24 protein-coding genes are annotated in these 24,642 nt (G+C 68.8%); 15 read left to right on the forward strand and 9 right to left on the reverse strand.

Annotated features, from left to right (window positions below; translation table 11 throughout):
- Nucleotides 1–176 precede the first annotated feature (176 nt).
- From ABIE45_RS29190 to ABIE45_RS29205, 4 genes are read left to right on the forward strand one after another with little or no spacing between them, the layout of a single operon-like run.
- Nucleotides 177–560: a VOC family protein gene (locus tag ABIE45_RS29190; RefSeq protein WP_192708007.1), complete on the forward strand. Its 384-nt coding sequence runs from the start codon at nt 177–179 to the stop codon at nt 558–560.
- Nucleotides 560–1,615: an iron ABC transporter substrate-binding protein gene (locus ABIE45_RS29195; protein WP_192708126.1), complete on the forward strand. Its 1,056-nt coding sequence runs from the start codon at nt 560–562 to the stop codon at nt 1,613–1,615. Before ABIE45_RS29190 ends, ABIE45_RS29195 begins: the two co-directional genes overlap by 1 nt.
- A complete protein-coding gene (locus tag ABIE45_RS29200; protein WP_192708006.1) occupies nt 1,612–2,667 on the forward strand; it encodes an iron ABC transporter permease in 1,056 nt (351 codons plus the stop codon). Before ABIE45_RS29195 ends, ABIE45_RS29200 begins: the two co-directional genes overlap by 4 nt.
- Nucleotides 2,667–3,440 carry an ABC transporter ATP-binding protein gene (locus ABIE45_RS29205; RefSeq protein WP_192708005.1) on the forward strand — a complete coding sequence of 258 codons (774 nt, stop codon included), beginning with the start codon at nt 2,667–2,669 and terminating at the stop codon, nt 3,438–3,440. The genes ABIE45_RS29200 and ABIE45_RS29205 overlap by 1 nt, the downstream gene beginning before the upstream one ends.
- Before the next feature lie 32 nt (nt 3,441–3,472).
- Here the strand turns inward: ABIE45_RS29205 and ABIE45_RS29210 are convergent, their stop codons facing one another.
- Both ABIE45_RS29210 and ABIE45_RS29215 read right to left on the reverse strand, forming a co-directional pair.
- Entirely contained in the window at nt 3,473–4,240 is a 768-nt protein-coding gene (locus ABIE45_RS29210) for a Crp/Fnr family transcriptional regulator (protein WP_192708125.1), read from the reverse strand.
- Nucleotides 4,241–4,375: 135 nt separating this feature from the next.
- Nucleotides 4,376–5,260, reverse strand: coding sequence for a GH25 family lysozyme (locus tag ABIE45_RS29215; protein WP_192708004.1), 885 nt, complete (start codon nt 5,258–5,260; stop codon nt 4,376–4,378).
- A gap of 202 nt (nt 5,261–5,462) precedes the next feature.
- On the opposite strand from ABIE45_RS29215, the gene ABIE45_RS29220 reads away from it, so the two are divergent.
- Nucleotides 5,463–5,906 (forward strand): DUF488 domain-containing protein, encoded by a 444-nt coding sequence (locus ABIE45_RS29220; protein WP_192708003.1) that lies wholly within the window; start codon nt 5,463–5,465, stop codon nt 5,904–5,906.
- A gap of 10 nt (nt 5,907–5,916) precedes the next feature.
- Here the strand turns inward: ABIE45_RS29220 and ABIE45_RS29225 are convergent, their stop codons facing one another.
- The 4 genes from ABIE45_RS29225 to ABIE45_RS29240 form a co-directional block, all read right to left on the reverse strand.
- A complete protein-coding gene (locus tag ABIE45_RS29225) occupies nt 5,917–6,291 on the reverse strand; it encodes a catalase (protein WP_192708002.1) in 375 nt (124 codons plus the stop codon).
- 30 nt (nt 6,292–6,321) lie between these two features.
- Complete coding sequence (locus tag ABIE45_RS29230) at nt 6,322–6,534, reverse strand: hypothetical protein (protein WP_192708001.1); 213 nt, start codon at nt 6,532–6,534, stop codon at nt 6,322–6,324.
- A gap of 109 nt (nt 6,535–6,643) precedes the next feature.
- Nucleotides 6,644–7,564, reverse strand: coding sequence for a DNA-binding response regulator (locus tag ABIE45_RS29235; RefSeq protein ID WP_192708000.1), 921 nt, complete (start codon nt 7,562–7,564; stop codon nt 6,644–6,646).
- On the reverse strand, nt 7,557–10,931 hold the full coding sequence (locus ABIE45_RS29240; RefSeq protein ID WP_192707999.1) for a hybrid sensor histidine kinase/response regulator: 3,375 nt from the start codon (nt 10,929–10,931) through the stop codon (nt 7,557–7,559). The genes ABIE45_RS29235 and ABIE45_RS29240 overlap by 8 nt, the downstream gene beginning before the upstream one ends.
- 283 nt (nt 10,932–11,214) lie before the next feature.
- Here ABIE45_RS29240 and urtA point away from each other — a divergent pair, with 283 nt between their 5' ends.
- The 10 genes from urtA (at nt 11,215) to ABIE45_RS29290 (ending at nt 20,720) form a co-directional block, all read left to right on the forward strand.
- Nucleotides 11,215–12,483, forward strand: a complete 1,269-nt coding sequence (gene urtA / locus ABIE45_RS29245; protein ID WP_192707998.1) for an urea ABC transporter substrate-binding protein — start codon at nt 11,215–11,217, stop codon at nt 12,481–12,483.
- An 88-nt stretch (nt 12,484–12,571) separates the two neighbouring features.
- Nucleotides 12,572–13,498 carry an urea ABC transporter permease subunit UrtB gene (gene urtB, locus ABIE45_RS29250; protein ID WP_192707997.1) on the forward strand — a complete coding sequence of 309 codons (927 nt, stop codon included), beginning with the start codon at nt 12,572–12,574 and terminating at the stop codon, nt 13,496–13,498.
- A 13-nt stretch (nt 13,499–13,511) separates the two neighbouring features.
- Nucleotides 13,512–14,684: an urea ABC transporter permease subunit UrtC gene (gene urtC / locus ABIE45_RS29255; RefSeq protein ID WP_192707996.1), complete on the forward strand. Its 1,173-nt coding sequence runs from the start codon at nt 13,512–13,514 to the stop codon at nt 14,682–14,684.
- 8 nt (nt 14,685–14,692) lie between these two features.
- Nucleotides 14,693–15,478: an urea ABC transporter ATP-binding protein UrtD gene (gene urtD / locus ABIE45_RS29260; protein ID WP_192707995.1), complete on the forward strand. Its 786-nt coding sequence runs from the start codon at nt 14,693–14,695 to the stop codon at nt 15,476–15,478.
- 2 nt (nt 15,479–15,480) lie between these two features.
- On the forward strand, nt 15,481–16,245 hold the full coding sequence (gene urtE / locus ABIE45_RS29265; protein ID WP_373622792.1) for an urea ABC transporter ATP-binding subunit UrtE: 765 nt from the start codon (nt 15,481–15,483) through the stop codon (nt 16,243–16,245).
- 9 nt (nt 16,246–16,254) lie between these two features.
- Nucleotides 16,255–17,274: an alpha/beta fold hydrolase gene (locus ABIE45_RS29270; RefSeq protein ID WP_192707994.1), complete on the forward strand. Its 1,020-nt coding sequence runs from the start codon at nt 16,255–16,257 to the stop codon at nt 17,272–17,274.
- Nucleotides 17,275–17,336: 62 nt separating this feature from the next.
- A complete protein-coding gene (gene fmdA / locus ABIE45_RS29275; RefSeq protein WP_012322394.1) occupies nt 17,337–18,566 on the forward strand; it encodes a formamidase in 1,230 nt (409 codons plus the stop codon).
- A gap of 107 nt (nt 18,567–18,673) precedes the next feature.
- On the forward strand, nt 18,674–18,991 hold the full coding sequence (locus ABIE45_RS29280) for a zinc ribbon domain-containing protein (protein ID WP_192707993.1): 318 nt from the start codon (nt 18,674–18,676) through the stop codon (nt 18,989–18,991).
- Nucleotides 18,992–19,037: 46 nt separating this feature from the next.
- Nucleotides 19,038–20,093 (forward strand): aliphatic amidase, encoded by a 1,056-nt coding sequence (locus ABIE45_RS29285; protein ID WP_192707992.1) that lies wholly within the window; start codon nt 19,038–19,040, stop codon nt 20,091–20,093.
- A gap of 57 nt (nt 20,094–20,150) precedes the next feature.
- The gene (locus tag ABIE45_RS29290) at nt 20,151–20,720 is read left to right on the forward strand and encodes an ATP-dependent Clp protease proteolytic subunit (protein WP_192707991.1); all 570 of its coding nucleotides are present in this window, start codon (nt 20,151–20,153) and stop codon (nt 20,718–20,720) included.
- Nucleotides 20,721–20,822: 102 nt separating this feature from the next.
- On the opposite strand, the gene ABIE45_RS29295 is transcribed toward ABIE45_RS29290, so the two are convergent.
- The 3 genes from ABIE45_RS29295 to ABIE45_RS29305 all read right to left on the reverse strand — a co-directional run bounded on the left by ABIE45_RS29295 (nt 20,823) and on the right by ABIE45_RS29305 (nt 24,552).
- Nucleotides 20,823–21,671, reverse strand: coding sequence for an oxidoreductase (locus tag ABIE45_RS29295; RefSeq protein ID WP_192707990.1), 849 nt, complete (start codon nt 21,669–21,671; stop codon nt 20,823–20,825).
- Nucleotides 21,672–21,698: 27 nt separating this feature from the next.
- Nucleotides 21,699–23,660, reverse strand: coding sequence for a cytochrome C oxidase Cbb3 (locus ABIE45_RS29300; protein ID WP_192707989.1), 1,962 nt, complete (start codon nt 23,658–23,660; stop codon nt 21,699–21,701).
- A gap of 139 nt (nt 23,661–23,799) precedes the next feature.
- On the reverse strand, nt 23,800–24,552 hold the full coding sequence (locus ABIE45_RS29305; RefSeq protein ID WP_192707988.1) for an SDR family oxidoreductase: 753 nt from the start codon (nt 24,550–24,552) through the stop codon (nt 23,800–23,802).
- Between the last annotated feature and the right edge of the window lie 90 nt (nt 24,553–24,642).

A 24,642-nucleotide genomic window follows, 5' to 3' on the forward strand; every position in this document is an offset into this window, starting at 1 on the left:
GAAGGATGTTGCATCCCTGCAACGGTCCTGCCGCCGAAAGTCTGCGGGTTCGGGCGTGGCGTCAAGCGGCGGCTCTCGCCCCGACGGGCGGCGAGGCATACTTGTGCCGTCAGCCGGGTGCGCGCTGCCTCAGCCGCCCTTTGCCGACGCTGAAACCGCGACAGACCGGAGACCCGATGCAATACGCCTGCGATCACGTCCATCTGCGCAGCCGCGACGCGGTCAAGGCCGGGGCGTTCTACGTCGAGACCTTCGGGGCTCGCGAGGTGAAGCGCGTCGGCGACGACCCGGTGCAGCGCGTCGTCCTGGATCTCGGCGGACTCACCGTGTTCATCGAGCAGGCGCCGGCCGAGACGACCCCCGCGGCACCGACACCCTGCCTCGGCCTCGAGCATATCGGGTTGCGCGTCGCCGATATCGAGGCGGCGATGGCCGATCTCACCGCCCGCGGCGTGCCGGTCCGAACCGGCATCACCCAGCGCGCGCCCGATCTCCGGATCGCCTTCGTGGAGGGTCCGGACGGGGCGCTGATCGAGATCCTGGAGCGCAAGGCCGCGTGATGCGCGGGTTCGCCCTCGGCCGCGGCGAAGCGCTCGCCTGCGCGCTGGGTCTGCTCCTGGCGTCATCGGGCGGAACGCTGGCGCGTCCGTTCACGGATGCGGCCGGCCGAACCGTCGAGCTTCCCGACCGGATCGAGCGGGTGCTCCCGGCCGGCCCACCGGCGGCGGTGCTGCTCTACAGCTTGGCCCCGGACAGGATGACCGGCTGGGTGAGCGCCCCGCGTCCCGAGGCGCTGCCTTTCCTCGAGCCCCGGACCCGGACGCTTCCCGCCTACGGGCGCCTCACCGGTCGCGGCGGCACCGCCAATGTCGAGGGCGTGCTGGCCGCCAAGCCCGACGTGATCGTCGATTCCGGCAGTCTCGGACCGACCTACGCGTCCCTCGCCGACAAGGTCCAGGCACAGACCGGCATTCCCTACATCCTGCTCGACGGCAGCTTCGCGAGCACGCCCAATACCTACCGGCAGCTCGGCGCGGCGCTCGGCCTGCAGGCGGAGGCGGATGCGCTGGCCGGCCAGGCGCAGGATCTGATCGATGGCGTGGCGAAGGCGATCGGATCGACGCCGCAGGATCAGCGGCCCCGGGTGTACTACGCCCGCGGACCGCGCGGACTGGAGACGGGCTTCGCCGGGTCGATCAACACCGAGTTGCTGGAGCTGGCCGGCGGCCGCAACGTCGCGGAAGGCGGCGACGGGCGCCTTGGCAGCGTCTCTCCGGAGCAGGTCCTGGCCTGGAACCCGGACGTGATCGTCACGCTCGACCCGGCCTTCGCGACCGCGATCCGCACCGATCCGCTCTGGCGTGACATCAGGGCGATCCAGTCGGGTCGGGTGTATGTGGTCCCGCAGCAGCCATTCCCGTGGTTCGACGCGCCGCCCGGGATCAACCGGCTGATCGGCCTGCGCTGGCTGGCCGGACTGCTTCATCCGGACCTGTTTCCGGCGCCGATGCCGGACGTCGTGCGCCGCTTCTATCAGCGCTTCTACCATGTCGGCCTCGATCCGGAGCAGGCAGCCGCACTGCTGAGATCCACGGTGCCGGACACGGCGCGATGAGCCGAACCGTGCTCGAGGCGGTCGGCGCGGCGCGGGGGCACCGGGGCTTCCGGGTCTCGGCGACGCTGCTCTCGGGCTTCGTCCTCCTGGCCCTGGCCCTGCTTGCGCTGGCCACCGGCAAGTACCCGGTCTCCCTTGCCGATGTCGCGGACGTCCTCGGCCATCGCCTGCTCGGACTGCCCGCCCGGGCGCCGGCGACGATCGATACCGTGATCATGCAGGTACGCCTGCCCCGGGTCGTGGCCGCCCTCGTGGTGGGCGCGGCCCTGTCGGCGGCCGGAGCGACCTACCAGGGCTTGTTCCGTAACCCGCTGGTCTCGCCCGACATCCTCGGCGTCTCCGCCGGTGCCGGACTCGGGGCCGTGCTGGGGATCTATCTCGGCCTGCCGGTGGCCCCCATTCAGGGCCTGGCCTTCCTGGGCGGCCTCGGGGCGGTGGCCGTCGTCTACGGGATCGGGCTTGCGGTCCGGCGGCAGGATCCGGTCCTCACCCTGGTTCTGGCGGGTGTGGCGGTCGGCGCCGTGCTCGGGGCCGGCATCTCGCTCCTGAAGGTCCTGGCCGATCCCTACAATCAGTTGCCGGCGATCACGTTCTGGCTGCTCGGCAGCCTGTCGTCGGTGAGCCTGGGCGATGTCGGCGCGATCCTGCCGATGATGCTTCTGGGGCTCGCACCGTTGGTGCTGCTGCGCTGGCGCATGAACCTGATGAGCCTCGGGGACGAGGAGGCCCGGGCGCTCGGCGTGGAGACCCGGGTGCTGCGCCCGCTCCTGATCGCAGGTGCGACGCTGATCACCGCGGCGGCCGTCTCCATGACCGGCGTCATCGGCTGGATCGGGTTGATCGTGCCGCACGTCGCCCGGCTGCTGGTCGGGCCGGATTACCGCCGCCTGCTGCCCGCCTCCCTAGCGCTCGGCGCCGGCTACCTGCTGGCCGTCGACCTGATCGCCCGGACGGCGGCGACCATCGAGGTGCCGCTCGGGATTCTGACGGCCCTGGTCGGAGCCCCCTTCTTCCTGTGGCTGCTGGCAGCCGGGCGCCGCAGGATCGCGTGATGCTGCTCCGAGTCCAAAATCTCGCCTTCGGCTACGGCGACCGGGCCATCGGGCGGGACGTGTCGTTCAACCTCGGCGCGGGCGAGGTGCTGTGCCTCCTCGGGCCGAACGGCGGCGGCAAGACGACCCTGCTCAAGACGCTGCTCGGCCTGCTTCCGTCACAGGCCGGCCGCATTGCCCTCAAGGATGCCGACCTATTCCGGCTGTCACGCGCGGCGATCGCCCGCGTAATCGCGTCCGTGCCGCAGGCGCATTCCGCCTTCTTCCCGTTCACGGTGCGCGATGTCGTGGTGATGGGGCGCGCCAGCCGCCTCGGCCCGTTCGCCGCGCCCGGACCGTCCGATGACGCTGCGGCCGAGCAGGCGCTCGCCACGCTCGGCATCAGCCATCTGGCGGAGAAGATCTATACCGAGATCAGCGGTGGCGAACGGCAGCTCGTCCTGATCGCGCGCGCCCTGAGCGGGGAGCCCGATCTCCTGATCATGGACGAGCCGACCGCCAGCCTCGACTTCGGCAATCAGGCGCGTGTGCTCGGACAGGTCCGGCGCCTGGCGCGCGACGGCATCGGCGTGATGTTCTCGACCCACGATCCCGACCACGCCCTGCTGTGCGCGGATCGCATCGTGGCGCTGCATGGCGGCCAGCTCGTCGCAGACGGGCCGCCGTCGACGACAATCACCCCGGCCCTGCTGCGCCTGCTCTACGGGATCGACGTGGTGATGGCGTCCGTGCCGGGCCTTGCCGTACCGGTCTGCATGCCGGTCATCGACTGAACAGGAACGGCCCTGGGTCAGTGCGCGTCGGCCTAGCCGGCGGCAGCCGCGAGCCGTGCGGTCCGGTCGAGGTTCTCCGTTCCGTACACGTCACCGAGCACCGCCTCGCAATGCAGCCGCACACGAGCGTGGCACTCGCAGGCTGCCGCCGAGACCGCGCGCCGGTCGAGGATGGTGATCCGTCCGCGGCCGACCTGAATGAGCCCCTGCTCCTGAAGCACGCGCAGGATCCGCGTCAGATAGGTGCGCTGGACGCCGAGCATCGACGCCAGCAGTTCATGGGTGATCGGCAGCGTGTCGTCCTGAATGCGATCCTGGAGCGCCATGAGCCAGCGGAGACAGCGTTGCTCGATGGGATGCAGGGCGTTGCAGGCAGCGGTCTGAAGCAGCTGAGCCAATAGGCAATCGGCGTAGCGCGCGAAATGGTCTCGCAGCGAGGCGGACCGGCGGACAGCCTCCTGGAGCCGCTCCACCTCCAGGCGCAGCATCGGCCCACCCATCTGCACCAGCGCGTTGGCGGAGGCCGGCAAGCGCCCCTGACTCACGATCCCGCCGACGGCGCCCTCGTGGCCGATGGTGGCGGTCTCGGCAGTTCGCCCGTCCCGGGTGGAGACGACCAGCGCGACCACGGCGTGATTGCAGGGGAACGTGATGTGCGTGACGTCGTCGCCCGCCTCGAAGATCGTCTGGCCCTTGGCGTGGGAGATCGCTTCCAGATCAGGCGCGATCAGTGCGCGGTCTGAGGCGGGAAGCGCATCGAGAAGCAGGTTGCCCGTCGGGGCGGCATTGTCGATTGGCATCACGAACGGAGCAGTGCGGGACAGAAGGCTCCCGACAAGCTCCTCTCGGACCCGCCCGTCGGCGGCCGGACCCCACACGCATACTCCGCGGCCCGCGCCCCTGAACTAATGTAGGTTTCTTTCCAACGTGGGCATCTACTTGTCCGTGCAAAGCCCCTGCTCCGAGAGCCGCTTGTGCTCGCGCGGATCGCAATCCGTCGACAGGAAGGATGCCCAATCAGAAGGTGTGCCGTAGAACGCGTTTCGGTCGACGTCCCCCCGGACTCCGGGGACCCGGCCCGTGGATGTGAACTGCCAAAGCATCCACTTGCGGTTGACGAAGCGCTGCTCCGGCTCCGCCGCTGTCGAGCGCAACCAGTGCGGGTAATCCGGCAATTCGCCTTCCAGCACGTCCTTATGGAAGGTGATGTCGGTGTAGATGATCGGGCGCTTGCCGGTGTAGCGCTCCATCTCCTCCAACATCTCCGAGACCATCGCCAAGGCTTGCGCCTTCGGCAGCTTCTTCGGGCAGGTCTGCGAGTGCCCGTTCCACTCGACGTCGAGCACGGGCGGGAGCGCGCTCGGATCGTTGGGGACGTTCCTCTTGAACCAGTCCATCTGCTCCTTGGCCGAGCGGCACCAGAAGACGAAGTGGTAGGCCCCCCGAGGCACGCCCGCCCGCGCCGCACCGTCCCAGTTGGTCCGGAAGCGCTCATCGACGTGGTCGCCCCCCTCCGTCGCCTTGATGAAGGCGAACTGGGTGCCGGCCGCCCGGACCGAGGCCCAGTCGACGTTGCCCTGCCACTTGGAGATGTCGATCCCCTGGATCGGGTGGAGCTTCGCCTTGGCCACGCCGGGATGCGGCTTCGCGTCACCCTTGGTCGGGTAGAAGTCGGAATTCGATGCGCAGGCCGCGAGGCCAGCCAGGGTCGCCGCGGCGGCGAACCGCGCGGCGAGTCGCCGGACGGCGCCGAAGCGGCCGCTCAGGCCCCGGCTCAGATCCTCGGAAAGCGACCGCGAAAGCGTGTAGATCCGCGTCATCAGTGCTCAGCCCGCCACCGAAAGAGCGCCACAGACAGGCGTATTCGATGGCCCCGGCGCGGTTAACGGAGCTTTGCGATCATTGCGGCGGAATTCCGAGATGCGTTGCAACGCCGCGACATACGCGGGGCATCCCCGGCTGTTGCACAGGATGTCATCCGGCTAAGTGCCGGCCCCGAAACACAAGTCTGGTCACGCCGCCGTGAGCAAGCAACTGTTTACCATAGGCTACGAAGGCCTCGATTCGGAGCGGCTCGGCAGCGTCCTGCGCTCGGCCGGGATCGCCGCGCTCGTCGACGTCCGAGCAGTCGCGAACTCCCGCAAGCGCGGGTTCTCGAAAGGGGCACTCAGCGCCTCCCTTCAGGAGGCGGGGGTCGGCTACACGCACCTGCGCAGCCTGGGAACGCCGAAATCCGGGCGGCAGGCGGCGCGGGCCGGCGATGCGGCGCTGATGCGGCGGATCTACTGCGAGGATGTTCTCGACACGGCCGGCGGACAGGCGGCGCTCGACGAGCTCGCCCAGATGGCCGAAGCCGCGCCGATCTGCCTGCTCTGTTTCGAGCGGGATCCGGCGCTGTGCCACCGGCGCGTGCTGGCGGAACGCCTTGCGACCAGGGGCTTCGCCGTCAGCGATCTCTACGGCTGAACGCGTCGGCTCACGAGCCGAGCAGCGGCTGCACGCGCGCACCCAGAACCCCGGCGAGCCGCCGGACTGGGTAGAGCGCGGCGCTCAGGCGCTGCGAGGGAGCCCTGCCCGGCGGGCGTGGCCGCCGGCGGTCCGGATCGGCCACGGGCTCGACCGGCATGTAGAGTGCGTCGCGGAAGGAGAGTTCCAGGAGCGTCGCGCCGTCATCGTCACCGATCACCATGGTGGCGTCCAGCAGCCGCGGATCGCCGCCGTGCTGACGCATGAGCCGCTGGACGATCGTGCGCGCGACCGATCGGGCGGCCTCGATGTCGTCGACCGACTGGGCCGCCGACGCGGGCAGCGAGTTGCCGCCGAGGCGAATGGTGAAGTGGGCGCGGATCATGGAGCGCTCCTCGTGAGCCGGCGGCGTGCGTCAGGCGGCCTGCGCGTCGTCGACGGCTTCCGCCTTCTCCGTGGCCGATGTCGGATCGAACGCGTCGGCCAGCAGGGAGAGGCGCCGCGCCATGTCCCGCACCTCGTTGAGGGCGATCGACTTCTGTCCCTCCTTCACAGCCCGCGTGATGTCGCTGACCTGCGTGGTGGCGATCCGCTTCAGTTCGTCGGCGAGTTGCTGGCTGGTCATCATCGCATCCGGACCCGGGATCAGTGGGAGCGAGGACCGTGGAGCGCCGGCGCTTACCAAGGGGTTTCGCCGGACCGGAACACCTGTGGACAAGGTGGGGATTCCGGCCAGCTCAATCCTGCAGGTGCCGCGCGGCGATGATCGAGGCGGCGGTGCGATTCTCGACACCGAGCTTGGCGTAGATGCCCTCGAGGTGCTTCGTCACCGTCCGGTGGCTCAGCCCCAGGATCTCGCCGATGTCGCGGCTCGACTTGCCCCGTGACAGCCAGAGCAGAACCTCGGCCTCACGGCCGGTGACGGGGAGCTTCGCGCGCAGCCGCTCGATCCCGGAGGCCGGCTCCTCCCGGGACAGGCGGAGCAGGATCTCGTCCGGGGTGCCTCCGATGAAGCTCAGGGCGTAGGCCGCGCCGTCGGGATCGGTCAGGGTCAGGGTGGTGCCGACCGCCCCGGCCAGATGCGCGCCCAGCCAGTCGCGGGCGCGCGCCGGCAATTCGAGCGTGCCCGAGCGCTGGGCGCCGAGGCTGCTCAGTAGCCGGCCGGCCTGCGGCGTCGACCACAGCACCCGCCCCTCCGCCGAGACGGCAAACAGGGTCCGGCCGGCGGTATCGAGGGCAGCCCGGGCACTCTGTGCGGCGCGGGCGCTCGCGAGGTGCACGCGGATCCGGGCCAGGATCTCGTCGGGGGCGATCGGCTTCGTGACGTAGTCGATCCCGCCGGCGGAGAGCCCCTTCACGATGTGCTCGGTCTCGCTGAGCCCGGTCATGAAGATCACCGGCACGCCGGCGAGGTGCGGCTTGGCCTTGAGCCGCCGGCAGGTCTCGAATCCGTCGAGGCCGGGCATCACCGCGTCGAGCAGGATCACGTCGGGGGTGATCTCGTCCACCAGGGTCAGGGCGAGGTCGCCGCCGACCGCGACCAGCACGGTCGCGCCGGACTGCTCGATCGCCTCGGTGAGGAAGCTTAGCGTGTCGGGCGAATCGTCGATCACCAGGACGATGTCCCGGTGCGGCTGGACCTTCGGCGCCTCAGCCATGGCGGGCGAGTTCCTGCAGGACCGAGAGATAGCGGCGAAGGTCGTACCCTTCGACCAGCCCGCGCATCCGGGCGACGAAGGCGGGCGGCACGGTCGCGTCCGCCTCCATCTGGGTCAGCTTGGCCTCGATGGCGCGGATATGGCCGATCCGGCCGAGGCGCAGGAGCTCGCCGACATGCTCGGGCCCGGGCCCCGGGAGGTCCGCCGCGGCCGGGACGGGCTCCGACCGCGCCGGCGCGGCGCCCTCGGTCCATTCGAGGTGCAGGAGCTTGCCGATCCGCTCCATCACGTCGCGCAGGTCGAAGGGCTTGGCGAAGATCGCGTCGTGGGGGGCGTCGTCGCCGCGGGTCGGGCTGATCTCGTGGACGTTGGCGGACATCATGGCGATCGGGCCGGTATGCCCGGCCTGCCGCAGGGCCGCCGCCGCCGCCCAGCCGCTCATCCCTGGCATCGCAATGTCGAGGAGGACGAGGTCGACCCCGCCCTGCGCGACCAGCGCGAGGCACTCGGGTCCGGAGCCGGCCTCCCGCACGGAGATGCCCTGCGGCTCCAGGATCGCCCGCATCAGGGCGCGGTGGGCGCTGTCGTCGTCGGCCACCAGGACGGTGCGGCGCGCCCCCGCATAGGCCCGCTCCGGGGCCGCCGCCGGCGCGGGCGCGACGATCGGCGCGGGCTGGGCCACGGAGGCCAGCATCAGGCGCAGCCGCGCCTGCGTGCCGCCGCCAGGGGCGGCGGTGACGGTGATCTCGCCGCCCAGCAGCTGCGCCAGCAGGTTGGCGATGGTGAGCCCGAGCCCCGTCCCCGGCGTGCTCCGGGCGGCCGGGGTCGAGCCGCGTTCGAAGGGCTCGAAGACCCGCGCGAGGTCCGCCTCCGGGATGCCGGGGCCGGTGTCGCGGATCGTAAACACCGCGATCTGGCTCCGGTAGCTGAGGTCCAGCGACACGGTGCCGGCTTCCGTGAACTTGATGGCGTTCGACAGCAGGTTGAGCAGCACCTGCCGCAGGCGCTTCTCGTCGGTGGCGACCACCGCCGGCAGGATCTCGGGCCTTGAGAACCGGAACTCCAGTCCGGCCTCCCGCGCCTGGAGGCGGACCATGTCCACCAGCTGGTCGAGGAAATCGGTCAGCCGGACCTCGTCGCGGTGGATCTGGAGGCGCCCGGCCTCCATGCGCGAGATGTCGAGGAGGCCGTCGATCAGTCCCGACAGGTGCTGGGCGCTGCGCCGGATCACCCGCAGGCCGTTGAGGCGATGCGCCGGGATCGCGGGGTCGGATTCGAGAAGCTGGGCGTAGCCGAGCACGGTCGAGAGCGGCGTGCGCAGCTCGTGGCTGATCCCGACCACGTATCGGCTCTTGGCCTGGTTGGCGGCCTCGGCCCGCTCCTTGGCCTCCTGCAGCTTGGCGTCGGTGATCTTATGGGCGGCGATCTCGGCCTGGTAGAGCGCGGTCTGGCGCATCGTCTCGGCCTGGGCGACGCGCCGGCTCTCCTGGGCGAGCACGAACAGCCACGCCACCACGCCCAGGATCACCACCAGGGTGTAGAACACGCTGGTCAGCGCGGTGCGCAGGAACGCGCGATTCTCCGGGTGGGCGATCGTCGCGCCGGCGTGCACGATGCCCAGGATCAAGCCGATCACCGCGCAGAGCGTCAGCATTACCGCGAGGTAGCGGCCCAGCGGCGCGCCGATCCAGGCGGCGGTGCGGCCCGGCAGAATCCGCGCGACGGCGGCCTGCGCCTGCACGTCCAGGCGCCCGTGGGGCTTGCACAGGTCGCCGCAGCGGGCGTCCAGCGAGCAGCAGAGCGAGCAGATCGGCGCGTCGTAGGCCGGGCAATGGGCCATGTCCTCGCCCTCGAAGGGCAGTTCGCAGACCCGGCAGACCACCTCGGCCGCGCCCCAATCCTGCTTCGGGACCCGCGCCAGATACCAGCGCCCCGCCGTCGCCCAGGCGATCGCCGGGGCGGCGCAGAACGCGATCGCCAGGGTCAGCAGCGGCGCGAAGGGCTGCAAGGTCGCGCCGAGCCAGCCGACATAGGCCGCGCCCCCGGCCGCGAGGGCCAACACCATGGCGCCGGTCCCCACCGGGTTCACCGCGTAGAGATGGGCGCGCTTGAACTCGATGCCCGGGGGCGAGAGGCCGAGCGGCTTGTTGACCGCGAGGTCGGCGGCCAGCGCCCCGACCCAGGCCGAGACCACGGAGGCGTAGAGCGGCAGCGTGCTCTCGATGGTCTTGTCGATGCCGAGCTCCATCAGGAGCACCGCGATGGCGACGTTGAACACGAGCCAGACCACCCGCCCCGGATGGCTGTGGGTCAGGCGCGAGAAGAAGTTCGACCACGCGATCGAGCCGGCATAGGCGTTGGTCAGGTTGATCTTGAGCTGCGACACGAGGACGAACAGCCCGGTGAGCAGCAGGGCCGCCCGGCTCCCCTCCCCCGTCAGGTAGCCGAACGCCACCGCGTACATGCGGGTCGGCTCGGCGGCGTGCTCGACCGGGACGCCGTGGCCCAGCGCCAGGACCGCCAGCGCGGCCCCGAGCAGGATCTTCAGCATCCCGGGCAGGATCCAGCCGGCGCCTCCCGACAGGACCGCCAGCCACCAGCGGCGGTCGCGCGGGCCCTGCGGCTCCGGCACGAAGCGCAGGAAGTCAACCTGCTCGCCGACCTGGGCGAGCAGCGCCAGCAGGACGCCGGTGGCGAGGCCGAACCGGGCGAGATCGAAGCCGGCCCCGCCGCCGTCGAGGCCGGGGAAGCCGGCGAGCGCCCGCAATGGCCCCGCACCCTGTGCCGCCACGAAGATCAGCGGCAGCAGGCTCAAGGCGATCCAGATCGGCTGCGTCCAGATCTGGAACCGGCTGATCAGCCGGATCCCGTAGACGACGAGGGGAATCACCGCCCCGGCACAGAGCAGATAGCCGATGCCCAGCGGCAGCCCGAAACAGAGCTGCAGCGCCAGCGCCATGATCGCCGCCTCGATGGCGAAGAACAGGAAGGTGAAGCTCGCGTAGATGAGCGACGTCACGGTCGAGCCGAGATAGCCGAACCCCGCGCCGCGGGTGAGGAGGTCCATGTCGACGCCGTACCGGGCGGCGTAGACCGTGATCGGCGCCGCCGTGGCGAAGATGATCAGACCGACGACCAGCACCGCCGCGATCGTGTTGGGAAAGCCCGCCGTCAGCGCCAGCGTCCCGCCGATCGCCTCCAGCGCCAGGAACGAGATCGAGCCGAGGGCGGTCTGCGCCACTTCGAGGCTCGACCAGCGCCGCGCCTTCTTGGCGGTGAAGCGGAGGGCGTAATCCTCCAGCGTCTCGTCGGCGACGAAGCGGTTGTAGTCCCGGCGGATGGGGATGATGCGCTGCGGACCGCTCATCGAGCCACGGCCGGGGCGATCCGGCCGCCGCGCCCGGGCAGCGACACGCACAGGCGGCAGCGCGACGCGCGCGCGCGCGAAAAAACGGGCACCGGAGCGGTGCTCCCACTCTTCGCGCTCTCAGCCACCCCGACCTCGAAGTATTCCGTCGCGATGGTGCAGCGCATGCAAGAGCACGGCCATACGCAAAATCGCGTATAGGCCGCACCGCAACCCAGGACCTAGCCTGCGCTCATCGATCCGGGCCGCCTCTCAAGGCCCGGACGCGAACAGGGGCAGGCATATGGCAGACGACACCGAGACCGGCGCCGATCACGGCTTGCGCTCCCCGCTGCGGCGCCGGCTGCTCATGGGGCTGGCGGGCGCCCCGGCGCTGGCGCTGATGCCGCGCACCGCCTGGGCCGCGCCGCCGACCGCTTCGGTGAACACCACCGGCCTCGCGGTGACGGACACGGAGGTGACGGTCGGCATCCTGCACTCGATCACCGGCACGATGGCGATCTCCGAGACGGGCGCGCAGGAAGCGGAAAAACTCGCGATCCAGCAGATCAACGATGCCGGCGGCGTGCTCGGCCGTAAGATCAAGATCATCCAGGAGGACGGCGCCTCCGACTGGCCGACCTTCGCCGAGAAGGCCAAGAAGCTCCTCGTCAACGACCATTGCGCCGCCGTGATGGGCTGCTGGACCTCGGCCTCGCGCAAGGCGGTATTGCCGGTCTTCGAGCAGTACAACGGCCTGCTCTACTACCCGACCTTCTACGAGGGCCTGGAGCAATCGAAGAACGTCTTCTACACCGGCCAGGAGGCGACCCAGCAGATCCTCGCCGGCCTCGACTGGGTCCACAAGGAGAAGGGCGGCGACAGCTTCTACTTCATCGGCTCCGACTACATCTGGCCGCGCACCTCCAACAAGATTGCCCGCAAGCACGTGGAGAACGTGCTCAAGGGCAAGGTCGTCGGCGAGGAGTACTTCCCGCTCGGCCACACCCAGTTCAACTCGGTGATCAACAAGATCAAGCTGACCAAGCCGAAGGTGATCTTCGCCGACGTGGTCGGCGGCTCGAACGTGGCGTTCTACAAGCAGCTCAAGGCGGCGGGCATCGACCTGTCGAAGCAGGTGCTGATGACGATCTCGGTCACCGAGGACGAGATCGACGGCATCGGCGGCGAGAACATCGCCGGGGCCTATGCCTGCATGAAGTACTTCCAGTCGATCGATAACGAGAACAACAAGGCCTTCGTCGCCGCCTTCAAGAAGATGTGGGGCGAGAAGACCGTCATCGGCGACGTGACGCAGGCGGCCTATCTCGGCCCGTTCCTGTGGAAGATGGCCTGCGAGAAGGCCGGCTCGTTCGACGTCGACAAGGTGGTGGCCGCCTCGCCGGGGCTTGAGTTCAAGGGTGCGCCGGAGGGCTACGTCCGGATCGACGAGAACCATCACCTCTGGTCGAAGACGCGAGTCGGCAAGGCCAAGCCCGATGGCCAGTTCGAGATCGTCTACACGAGTCCGGAACTGATCAAGCCGGATCCGTTCCCGAAGGGATATCAGTAATCGCGCTAGTCCTCCCCTCCCCCTTTGCGGGGGAGGGAGAGTGGCGCGGGCTTCAACGGGCATCCTCCATCGCAGAAGGCCGAAAGACATGCTCGGCGACTATTCCCTCGGCGACCTCGGCGCGATCTTCGCCATGCAGGGCTTCGCCGGCCTGATCCTGTTCTCCGTCTATCTGCTGATGGCGCTGGGGCTCGCGATCATCTTCGGCCAGATGGGCGTGATCAACATGGCGCACGGGGAGTTCATGATCCTCGGCGCCTACGTCACCTACCTCTGCTCGACCTTCTTCCAGACCTACCTGCCGGCGCTCTTCCCGATCTACTTCTTCATCGCGATGGGCCTGGCGTTCCTCGCCTCCGGGGCCCTCGGCATGCTGGTAGAATGGGGCCTGATCCGGTTCCTCTACAAGCGCCCGCTCGATACGCTCCTCGCCACCTGGGGCCTGTCGCTGATCCTCCAACAGGCCTACCGATCGATCTTCGGCGCCCGCGAGGTCGGTGTCGAGCTGCCGTCCTGGCTGATCGGCTCGGTGCAGGTCACCGACACGATCGAGATCCCGATCAACGGCCTGTTCGTCATGGCCGTCACCATCCTGATCACCGTCAGCGTCGCGCTTCTGATCTTCCGCTCGCGCTTCGGCCAGCAAGTCCGCGCCGTGATGTCGAACCGCGCCATGGCGGGGGCGGTCGGCATCGATACCGAGAAGGTCGACCGCTACACGTTCGGCCTCGGCTGCGGCATCGCGGGCATCGCCGGCTCGGCCTTCACCATGATCGGCTCGACCGGGCCGACCTCCGGCCAGCTCTACATCGTCGACACCTTCCTGATCGTCGTGTTCGGCGGGGCCGCGAGCCTCTTGGGCACGATCGCGTCGGCCTTCTCGATCTCCCAGACGCAGTCGACCCTGGAGTTCTTCCTCTCCGGCTCGACGGCCAAGGTCATCACCCTGCTCGCGGTGGTCGGCATCCTGATGCTGAGGCCCCAGGGCCTCTTCACCCTCAAGGTCCGGCGCTGAGGATGTTTTCCCGATGACGAACCCGGTCCAGACCCTCACCAAATCCGTCACCGTCAACGACAACCCGTTCATGAAGCCGGTGGAGTGGCTGAGCCTGCTCCTCCTGGCCGGGGTGATCCTGGTCGTCCTGCCGCTGATGCTCGACGGCTTCCGCCTCAACCTCGTCGGCAAGTACCTCACCTACGCGTTCGTCGCCCTCGGACTGGTGATCTGCTGGGGCTACGCGGGGATCCTGTCGCTGGGACAGGGTGTGTTCTTCGGCCTCGGCGGCTACTGCATGGCGATGTACTTGAAGCTCGAGGCTTCGAGCGTCGAGAACACCAAGATCCAGTCCACGCCCGGCATCCCGGACTTCATGGACTGGAACCAGATCACCGCCCTCCCCTGGTTCTGGCAGCCGTTCAAGAGCCTGCCGCTGACGCTGATCCTGGCGGTCGCCGTCCCGGTCCTGTTCGCGATGCTGATCTCCTTCGCGATGTTCAAGCGCCGGGTCGGCGGCACCTACTTCGCGATCATCACTCAGGCGATCGCCGCGATCCTGACGATCCTGATCGTCGGCCAGCAGGGCTATACCGGCGGCATCAACGGCATCACCGACCTGCGCACCCTCCACGGCTGGGACATCCGCACCGACCACGCGAAGGTCATCCTGTACTTCGTCAACGGCGGCCTGCTGATCGCCTGCATCCTGGCGGCGCAGTACGTGAAGAAGTCGAAGCTCGGCCGCATCCTCGTCGCCATGCGCGACAAGGAGGACCGGGTCCGCTTCTCCGGCTACTCGGTGGCGGGGTTCAAGGTCTTCGCCTTCTGCTTCGCCGCCGGGTTGGCGGCCATCGGCGGCGCGATGTTCACCCTGCAGGTCGGGTTCATGTCGCCATCCTTCGTGGGCATCGTCCCCTCGATCGAGATGGTGATCTACGCCGCGGTCGGCGGGCGCCTGTCCCTGTTCGGCGCCGTCTGGGGCACGCTCCTGGTCAACTGGGCCAAGACCAGCTTCTCCGAGAGCTTCCCCGACCTCTGGCTGTTCGGCCTCGGCGCCCTGTTCATCGCGGTGGTGCTGGCCTTCCCGAACGGTCTCGCTGGGATCTGGCGCGAGCATATCGAGCCCCGTCTCACCCGCCGGGTGAAGGGGCTGCGCGCCCCGCCGCCCGCGATCGTCCCGCCCCACGGCACTCCGGCCGAGTGAGTCCCGCCATGAACGCCGCGATCCTTTCCTCCCCCGTGGTCGGCGCCGAGGCCGCCCCGCCCGATTACCTCCTCGCCGTCGAGGCGCTCACGGTCTCGTTCGACGGGTTCAAGGCGGTGAACGACGTGTCGTTCTACGTCGATCCGGACGAGATCCGGGTGATCATCGGGCCGAACGGCGCCGGCAAGACCACGGTCCTCGACCTGATCTGCGGGCGCACCAAGGCCAGCACCGGCTCGATCAAGTACAAGGGCCAGGAACTGACCAAGCTCTCCGAGAGCGCCATCGTGCAGGCCGGCGTCGGCCGCAAGTTCCAGACGCCATCGATCTACGACGACCTCACGGTGTTCGAGAACCTGGAGATCTCGTTCCCCCGCGGGCGCTCGGTCTTCGGCGCCCTCACGTTCAAGCGGGACGCGGAGGTCCGCGACCGCATCCACGCCATCGCCGAGACGATCTTCCTTAAGGACCAGCTCAAGGAGCGGGCCGAGTTCCTGAGCCACGGCCAGAAGCAGTGGCTGGAGATCGGCATGCTGCTGATCCAGGACCCGGAGCTGCTGATGCTCGACGAGCCGGTGGCCGGCATGAGCGTCGGCGAGCGGATCAAGACCGCCGAACTTCTCAATCAGATCATCAAGGGCCGCTCGGTGCTGGTGATCGAGCACGACATGAAGTTCGTCGAGGACATCGCCCACCGGGTGACGGTCCTGCACCAGGGCAAGGTGCTGTCTGAGGGTTCGATGGAGCGGGTAAAGAACGACCCGAAGGTCATCGAAGTGTATTTAGGACATTGACGATGGCGTCGCTCCAGACTGCGCACACGCCGGGCGTCCAGGCGCCCCCGCTCGCCGCAATCCCGTCCGCCACGCCGGCGCTCGCCGTCGAGGACCTGCACGCCGCCTATGGCCAGAGCGAGGTCCTGCACGGGCTGACCTTCTCGGTGGCGCCCGGCGAGATCGTCGCCGTGATGGGCCGCAACGGCATGGGCAAGACCACGCTCATGAAGACCCTGATGGGCCTCGTGCCGGTCAAGGCCGGCGCGATCCAGGTCGAGGGCACGGACGTCGCCGGGCTCAAGAGCCACGCCCGGGTCGCCAAGGGCCTCGCCTACGTGCCGCAGGGCCGCATGATCTTCTCGACCATGACGGTCCAGGAGAACATCGAGACCGGCCTCACGGTCACCGGCACCCGCAAGGTGCCGCAGGACCTCTACGACATGTTTCCGGTCCTGCTGGAGATGAAGGGGCGGCGCGGCGGCAACCTCTCGGGCGGCCAGCAGCAGCAGCTCGCCATCGCCCGGGCGCTGGCGAGCCGGCCGAAGGTCCTGCTTCTCGACGAACCCACCGAGGGCATCCAGCCCTCGATCATCCGCGAGATGGGCCGGACGCTGAAAGCGATCCGTGACGCGCGCGGACTCTCCATCGTCGTGTCCGAGCAGGTCCTGAGCTTCGCCCTCGACGTCGCCGACCGGGTGATCGTGCTGGAGAACGGCGCCATCGTCCACGAGGCCCCGCGCGAAGGGATAGACGAGGCCGCCGTCGCCCGGTTCCTGTCGGTCTAGGGGCACAGCATGGCCGATTACGAGATCTTCGAACTCGGCGACTTCGTGCTCCAGTGCGGCAAGACGCTGCGCGCGGCCAAACTCGCCTTCAAGACCTTCGGCACGCTGAGCCCGGCCAAGGACAACGCCATCGTCTACCCGACCTGGTACTCGGGCCAGCACACCGAGAACGAGTGGCTGATCGGACCCGGCAAGGCGCTCGACCCGGACAAGTACTTCATCATCATCCCCAACATGTTCGGCAACGGGCTCTCGTCCTCGCCGAGCAACACGCCCGCGCCCTGGAACGGGCCGCGCTTCCCCAACGTCACCGCCTACGACAACGTCCGCGCCCAGCACCGCCTCGTCACCGAGTATTTCGGCATCGAGACGCTGGTCCTCGTCACCGGCTGGTCGATGGGCGCGCTCCAGACCTACCACTGGGCGTCGATGTACCCCGACATGGTGCCGAAGATCCTGCCGTTTCAGGGCTCGGCCAAGTGCTCGCGGCACAACTACGTCTTCCTGGAGGGCGCCAAGGCCGCGCTCCAGGCCGACGCCGCCTGGGCGGAGGGCTGGTACACGAGCCCGCCGACCCGGGGCCTGCGCGCCTTCGGCCGGGTCTACGCGGGCTGGGGCCTGTCGCAGACCTTCTACCGCCTTGAGGCCGACATCACCCACATGGGCTACGCGTCCCTGGAGGACTTCCTGATCGGGTTCTGGGAAGGCCTGTTCTACGAGCGCGACGCCAACAACCTGCTCGCCATGCTGTGGACGTGGCAACACGGCGACATCAGCGCCAACGACACCTTCAAGGGCGACTTCAAGGCCGCGCTCGGCGCCATCCGCGCCAGGGCGATCCTGATGCCCGCCTCGACCGACCTGTATTTCCCGCCCGAGGACAACGCCATCGAGGCGGCCGCCATGCCGAACGCGGAGCTTCGCGTGATCGACACGTGGTGGGGCCACTTCGCGGGCGGGCCGGGCACAAGCCCGGACGACATCAAGGTCCTCGACGACGCGCTGAAAGAGCTGCTCGCGAGCGGGTGAGAGACGCGCAGCGGCGCGCGGACGGGGCCTGCCCCGGAGTTTCAGGGAGCTGGAGACACGAGATGCCCGAGACGCTGATCAAGGTCGATCTCACGCAGTCGGCCTACGACAACGACATGGTGCACAACCGCTGGCACCCCGACATCCCGATGGTCGCGTATGTGAAACCCGGCGCGGACTTCATCGTCGAGACCTACGACTGGACCGGCGGCTTCATCAAGAACAACGATTCCGCCGACGACGTGCGCGACATCGACCTGTCGATCGTGCACTTCCTCTCGGGTCCGATCGGCGTCGAGGGCGCCGAGCCCGGCGACCTGCTGGTGGTCGACCTCCTCGACATCGGCGCCAAGCCCGAGAGCCAGTGGGGCTTCAACGGCTTCTTCTCCAAGAAGAACGGCGGCGGCTTCCTCACCGAGCACTTCCCGCAGGCCCAGAAGTCGATCTGGGACTTCGAGGGGATGTTCACCAAGTCGCGCCACGTCCCGGGCGTGCGCTTCCCCGGCCTGATCCATCCCGGCCTGATCGGCTGCTTGCCCGATCCCAAGATGCTGGAGACCTGGAACACCCGCGAGAAGGCGCTCTACGACACCGACCCGGAGCGCGTGCCGGCGCTCGCCACCCTGCCGTTCGGGCCGACGGCCCATATGGGCCGCCTGAAGGGCGACGCGAAGGACGCGGCGGCCGCCACCGGCGCCCGCACGGTCCCGCCCCGCGAGCACGGCGGCAATTGCGACATCAAGGACCTGTCGCGCGGCTCGAAGATCTACTTCCCGGTCTACGTCCCCGGCGCCGGGCTCTCGATGGGCGACCTGCATTTCAGCCAGGGCGACGGCGAGATCACCTTCTGCGGCGCCATCGAGATGGCCGGCTGGGTGCATCTGAAGGTCGAGCTGATCAAGGACGGCATGGCCAAGTACGGGATCAAGAACCCGATCTTCAAGCCGTCGCCGATCACGCCGAAATACGACGATCACCTGATCTTCGAGGGCATCTCGGTCGACGAGAGCGGCGGCCAGCATTACCTCGACGTCCACATCGCCTACCGGCAGGCCTGCCTGAACGCGATCGAGTACCTCAAGAAGTTCGGCTACTCGGGCGCGCAGGCCTACTCGATCCTCGGCACGGCGCCGGTCCAGGGCCACATCTCGGGCGTCGTCGACATCCCGAACGCCTGCGCGACGCTCTGGATACCGACCAAGATCTTCGAGTTCGACATCAACCCGGGCGCCGACGGACCGACCAAGTTCCTCGACGGCTCGATCCAGATGCCGCTCTCGCCGGATCTGTGAGCCGCCGCAGGACACGGACGCGACCTGCCTCCCTCTCCCGTGCGGGAGAGGGACCCCGCGCTTCACCTGACGACACCGCAATTCGGCCCCTCTTCTGGGAGCACCCCATGCCCGTCTACGACTACGCCTGCGAGGCCTGCGGGCCCTTCACGGTGATGCGGCCGATGGCGGAGTTCCGCGAGCCGCATGATTGCCCGGATTGCGGGACCACGAGCCAGCGGGCCTTTCTCACCGCGCCGCGCATCGCCGGCATGGATGCGGGGCTGCGGGCCGCCCACGCCACCAACGAGCGCAGCCGCCACGCGCCGCGGCGTTCGGGCAGTCACGGGGCCGGCTGCGGCTGCTGCTCACCCAAGAAGGCGACCGCCGCCCCGGCCGCCGCCAAAAGCTTCCCGAAGGCGCGGCCCTGGATGATCAGCCACTGAGCCGCGCACATCCGGGGGACAAACACGGTCAGGAGGACATCACGCCATGATGCACGGAGACATCTCGTCCAGCCAGGACAGCGTCGGCGTCGCCGTCGTGAACTATAAGATGCCGCGCCTGCACACCCGCGCGGAGGTGCTGGAGAACGCCAAGGCGATCGGCAAGATGATCGTCGGGATGAAGACCGGACTGCCCGGCCTCGACCTCGTGATCTTCCCCGAATACTCGACCCACGGCATCATGTACGACGCCGCCGAGATGTACGAGACCGCCTCGACGGTCCCGGGCGCGGAGACAGAGGTGTTCGCCGCCGCCTGCCGGGAGGCCAAGGTCTGGGGCGTGTTCTCGCTCACGGGCGAGCGCCACGAGGAGCACCCCAACAAGGCGCCCTACAACACCCTGATCCTGATGAACGACCAGGGCGAGATCGTCCAGAAGTACCGCAAGATCATGCCCTGGACGCCGATCGAGGGCTGGTATCCGGGCGACCGCACCTACGTGTCGGACGGGCCGAAGGGGCTGAAGATCAGCCTGATCATCTGCGACGACGGCAACTATCCCGAGATCTGGCGCGACTGCGCCATGCGGGGCGCCGAGCTGATCATCCGCTGCCAGGGCTACATGTATCCGGCCAAGGAACAGCAGGTCGTCATCTCGAAGGCGATGGCCTTCGCCAACAACGTCTACGTCGCGGTATCCAACGCGGCGGGCTTCGACGGCGTCTACACGTATTTCGGCCACTCGGCGATCATCGGCTTCGACGGCCGCACCCTCGGCGAGTGCGGCGAGGAGGAGATGGGCATCCAGTACGCTGCCCTGTCGAAGTTCCTGATCCGGGACTTCCGCGCCCACGGCCAGTCGGAGAACCACCTCTTCAAGCTCCTGCACCGCGGCTACACGGGCATGATCAACTCGAAGGAGAACCGGCACGGGATGTCGGAATGCCCCTACGAATTCTACCGGCGCTGGATCGAGGATCCCGACGGAACCCGCGACGCCGTCCGGGCCATTACTCGTCAGAGCGTCGGCACGGAGGAATGCCCGATCGAGGGCATCCCGTTCGTGGGCAAGGGTCAGGGTGCGCCCGACCCGGCGCGCTGATCGCCTGGCAGGCGCCGCGGGGGGCGGCCCTGGGCAGGACATTCGACCAGGAGAACCATGGACACGACTCCCCTCGGCCCCACCGCTTTCCGGGCCCCCGCGGTGCTGCTTTCCGGCCCCGTCGATTACGACATGTACAAGGACTTCCGCCGCCAGCTCGGCGCGGCGGGAGACCGCGAGATCGTCGTGGTCGAGCTGACGACGCTCGGCGGCGATCCGGAGGTCGCCCGGATGATGGGCGAGGACATCCGCTTCAACAGCGCGATGGATCCGGACCGGCGGTTCGTGTTCCTCGGAAAGGCGGCGATCTACTCGGCCGGCACGACCTTCATGAGCTTCTTCGCCCGGCAGAACCGCTACCTGACCTGCGGCACGCGCCTGATGATCCACGAGCGCAAGATGAACAAGCAGCTCCAGGTTCAGGGGCCGCTCACCACCTGCATCGCCTCCGTGAAGGCGACGCTGAACGAGATCCTGTGCTCGATCGAGATCCAGAACGAGGGATTTGCCAACCTCGTTGCGGGCTCGGACGTCACGCTCGACGAGGTGCTCGAGAAGGCGCCGGCCAACTGGTACCTGGAGGCGGAGGAGGCCAAGCGGCGGGGCCTGATCGAGGCGGTCATCTGAGCCGCGTCCTTGCGAACGCAGTTATGCAACCCCGGGCAGCGCGACACCGCCGAGCGTGGCGCTGCTGGATTGTTTCGCCTTGCTCGCAAAGACGGCGAGCCCTCACGCCTCCGGGTAATCGGCCCCAAGGCTGGTCTCGCGCCATGCCTCGATCTCGGCGAGACGCTGCTTCAGCCGGGTCGTGACTGCGTCGTACCCCCAGGCGCCGAGGACGAGGTGGCGCGGCGGGTTCTCCATCTCGGTCACCCGGATCATCGCCTCGCCGGCCCGCACCGGATCGCCGGCCTGGGTGCCGCTCTTCTCCGACGTGGCCTTGAGCCGCGCGCCGGCGGTCTCGGCGTAGTCGGCAATCGCGTTCGGCGTCTGGATCAGGGAGCGCCCGGCCCAGTCGGTGCGGAACGGGCCCGGCTCGATGCAGGTCACGCGGATCCCGAGCGGTGCCACCTCGGCGGCGAGGGAATCCGAGAACCCTTCGACGGCGTGCTTGGTCGCCGCGTAGTAACCCGAGGCCGGGAAGCCGACGAAGCCCGCCACCGAGGTGATATTGAGGATGCGACCGGAGCGCTGCGCCCGCAGGACCGGCAGCACGGCGCGGGTCAGCGCGAACAGGCCGAAGACGTTGGCGTCGAACTGGGCGCGGATCTTGTCCTCCTCGCCCTCCTCGATGGAGGATTGATATCCATAGCCGGCGTTGTTCACCAGCACGTCGACCCGGCCGAACCTGTCCTGCGCAGCGCGGAGGGACGCGGCGATCTGATCGGCTTCGGTCACGTCGAGGGAGAGGGCCAGAACCCGGTCCTCGGCGCCCTCAGCCAGGTCGGCAACCTTGGCGCGGTCGCGGGCCGTCACGACCGCCCGCCAACCGCGCCCGATGACAAGCCGGGCGAGCTCCCGGCCGAAGCCGGTGGAGCAGCCGGTGATGAACCAGACCGGATTGCTGTTCTGCGTCATGAGAGATCCTGAACTCGCGCGGCGGGGTCAGGGCGTCGCGGCCGGCTCGGTCAGGCGATCGACCGAGAGCAGGTAGGCGATCAGCGCCGTCTGCTCCTCCGGGGAGACGCCCGAGCCCGCATCCGCCCAAAAGGCGTGCCCTCTGCCGGTAACGCGGGCGGTGCGCGCTGTATCCGAGGCCGCGTTGGCGGCGATGACCTTCGCCCGCAGGTCCCGGTCGACAAGGGCGCGCAGGCTGTTGGCAGGATCCGGTGCGATGCCCTTGTACAGGGTGCCGGGCACGCCGAGCTGCGTATCCGCGTCGCGACCGACCGCCACGCCGGAATCGTGCAGATACGGTGCCGTCCAGGCGAGGCCCACGAGGTTCGGCACCTTGTAGCCGCCCTCCGTGCCGCCCTGTCCCCAGGCGAGTTGCACCTGCGCGAGGGCGTCGCCCGCGAGCGGCACCGGGACGATCACCGGATCGGTCGGCATCGGGAACGGGGTGTCGGTGGCGAATATCGTCGGTGGCGACAGGCGCGCCTCCATCTTGGCGCCCGCCCGCGCCCGGGTTGGCTCGGTGCCGATCTCGGCCTCCGGGACGACCCGATGGTTGGTGAGCGCCGGCCCGGAATGGCAGGTGCCGCAACCGGCCTTCTCGAACACCGCACGCCCGGCTGTCGCCCTGTAGGCATCCTGCCCGGCCGCAGGCGGGTGCAGCAGGTTCTGAAAAGCCGACATGGCGTTGTTGGCGTGGTTGACCGGCTCGCCGGGGACCGAGGTGAACAGGCCGTTGTCGGTGACGTAGTTGGTCGCCGGGTAGGTCGGCAGGACCGCGTAGCTGTTGAGGCCCGGCGAGGCCGGCGTCGGATCGACGCTGTCCAGCACTGCGGACGGGCTCCGGCCGCCATCCGGCTTGTAGCGGAACGCCTCCGTGGCCGCACCGCGCAGGACGATGCCGAGATACGTTTCCGGATCCATGCCGAACAGCCACGGCGCAGCGGCGGCGAGCTGGGTCGTGTCGGAATTGGCGGCGTGGACGTTGTTGTTGAGGGAGGACAGGCCAGCGAAGGGCCCGATCGCCTCGCGCCCGCTCCAGCTGTAGGGCTCGCCGTGGGCGGAAAAGCTCGACGGGATCGAGGTCGGGTTGGTGACGCGGTCGGCCGACGAGTCGAAGCTGCCCGGCGGCCAGCTCGCCACCTGCACCTTGGTGGCCGCCTCGACGGAAGCGGCGTCCGGCAGGGCCGGTCCCGTGGTGGTCGAACCGGTGTGCTGCGGGTCGGCGGAGGGCCGGGCATCGGCCTCGGGCACACTGGCGTGCATGAAGTAGGCCGACGAATTTTTGGCGAGGGCCAGCAGCAGCCCGGCATTGAGGTCGGTGTTCGGCGCGCCTTCCACGACCTTGCCGGTGCCGGGATCGACCGCGGCGTGGCACAGGGCGCAGGTGATCCCCATACGCAGATGGCCGCGGTCGGAGAAGGTCTTGATCCCGATGATGAAGGATCCGCCCTTCGGCACATCGAGCCCGGTCGAGACCAGCTCGCCCGTCCGGTAGACGCGATCGCCGACGCGCACATCCTTGGCCATGGCGACCTGCAGGTTGCCGGTGCCCTGCCCGCCGAGTTTCGCCACCGCCAGGGCCACCGCTGTGGGCGTGAGCCCCCCATCGAGCATGCCCATCACGTCGGTCAGGAAGATCTCGTTGCCGAACGTCTCCTGGTAGAAGGCCTGCCGGCCGCGCTCGACCATGGCGGGATCGATCGCCACGCTGCCGCTGGTCGGTGCGAGCGCCTTTCGCCCGGCCTCGGTGCTGTTCAGTCGTTCGACCTCCGCGCGCGAGACCCGGCGGCCGAGGACGTCGAAGGCGGTCTGGATCGGGTAGCGGTCCGGGTTGAGCAGGTCCGCCCGGTCGGGCATCGGCGCGTAGCTGAAGTGGCCGAGGCTCAGGGTCACGCCCGCCGCGACGGTCACGAACCCGGCGGCGATCAGGATGCGGCGCGGCCAACCCATGAACCCTGATCGTCCTTCCCGGCGCCGGCCCGCGGATATGCGGGGGTCGAGGGCCGGGCCTTTAACCGCCGGATACGGCCAGGGTTCATGCTGGCGGCCGGGACGGGGTGTCGCGTCCCGCCCGGCCGGACTTCAACCGTCAGATCTGGATCTGGCCGCCATCGGCGAACAATTCGACGCCGTTGACGAAGCTCGCCGCGTCCGAGGCCAGGAACAGCACCGCCTCGGCGATCTCCTCCGGCTGGCCGACGCGCCCGGCCGGGATCTGGCCGGCGAGGTAGTCCTTGGTGGCCGCCGCCTGATCACCGCCGCCGAACAGTTCGTTGAGACCGGCGGTCTCGGTCACGCCCGGGCTGATCGTGTTGACCCGGATGCGGCGATCCTTGAGGTCGAGGATCCAGTTCCGCGCGAAGCTCCGTATCGCCGCCTTGGTGGCTCCGTAGACGCTGAAGGCGGGCGTGCCCGAGCTGCCGGCAGTCGATCCGGTGAGCACGATCGCGGCCCCGTCGCGCAGGAGAGGCAGGGCCTTCTGGACGGTGAACAGCACGCCCTTCACGTTGGTATCGAAGGTGCTCTGGTAGTGGGCTTCCGAGATCGCGCCGAGCGGTGCGAATTCACCGACGCCGGCATTGGCGTAGACCACGTCGATCTGTGCGTGCTTCTGCTGGACCGCATCGTAGAGGCGGTCGATGTCGGCGAGGTTCGCCATGTCACCCCGCACGCCGGTGATCCGGCCGCCGATCTGCCTCACCGCTGCGTCGAGCGCCTCCTGTCGGCGCCCGGTGATGAACACCGAGGCGCCCTCGGTGGCGAAGGCCTTGGCGGCAGCGAGCCCGATACCGCTGGTGCCGCCGGTCACCACCACGACCTTGTCCTGAAATCTGCCGGTCATCGTCTTTCCCCATCGCACGGCTTCGTGCGCCGCTGACGAGAGAGATGCCGATGGAACGATGGTGCCGGTAGACGGCAATTTTGGTACTCA

Source organism: Methylobacterium sp. OAE515 (assembly GCF_041806315.1).
Classification (GTDB): domain Bacteria; phylum Pseudomonadota; class Alphaproteobacteria; order Rhizobiales; family Beijerinckiaceae; genus Methylobacterium; species Methylobacterium tardum.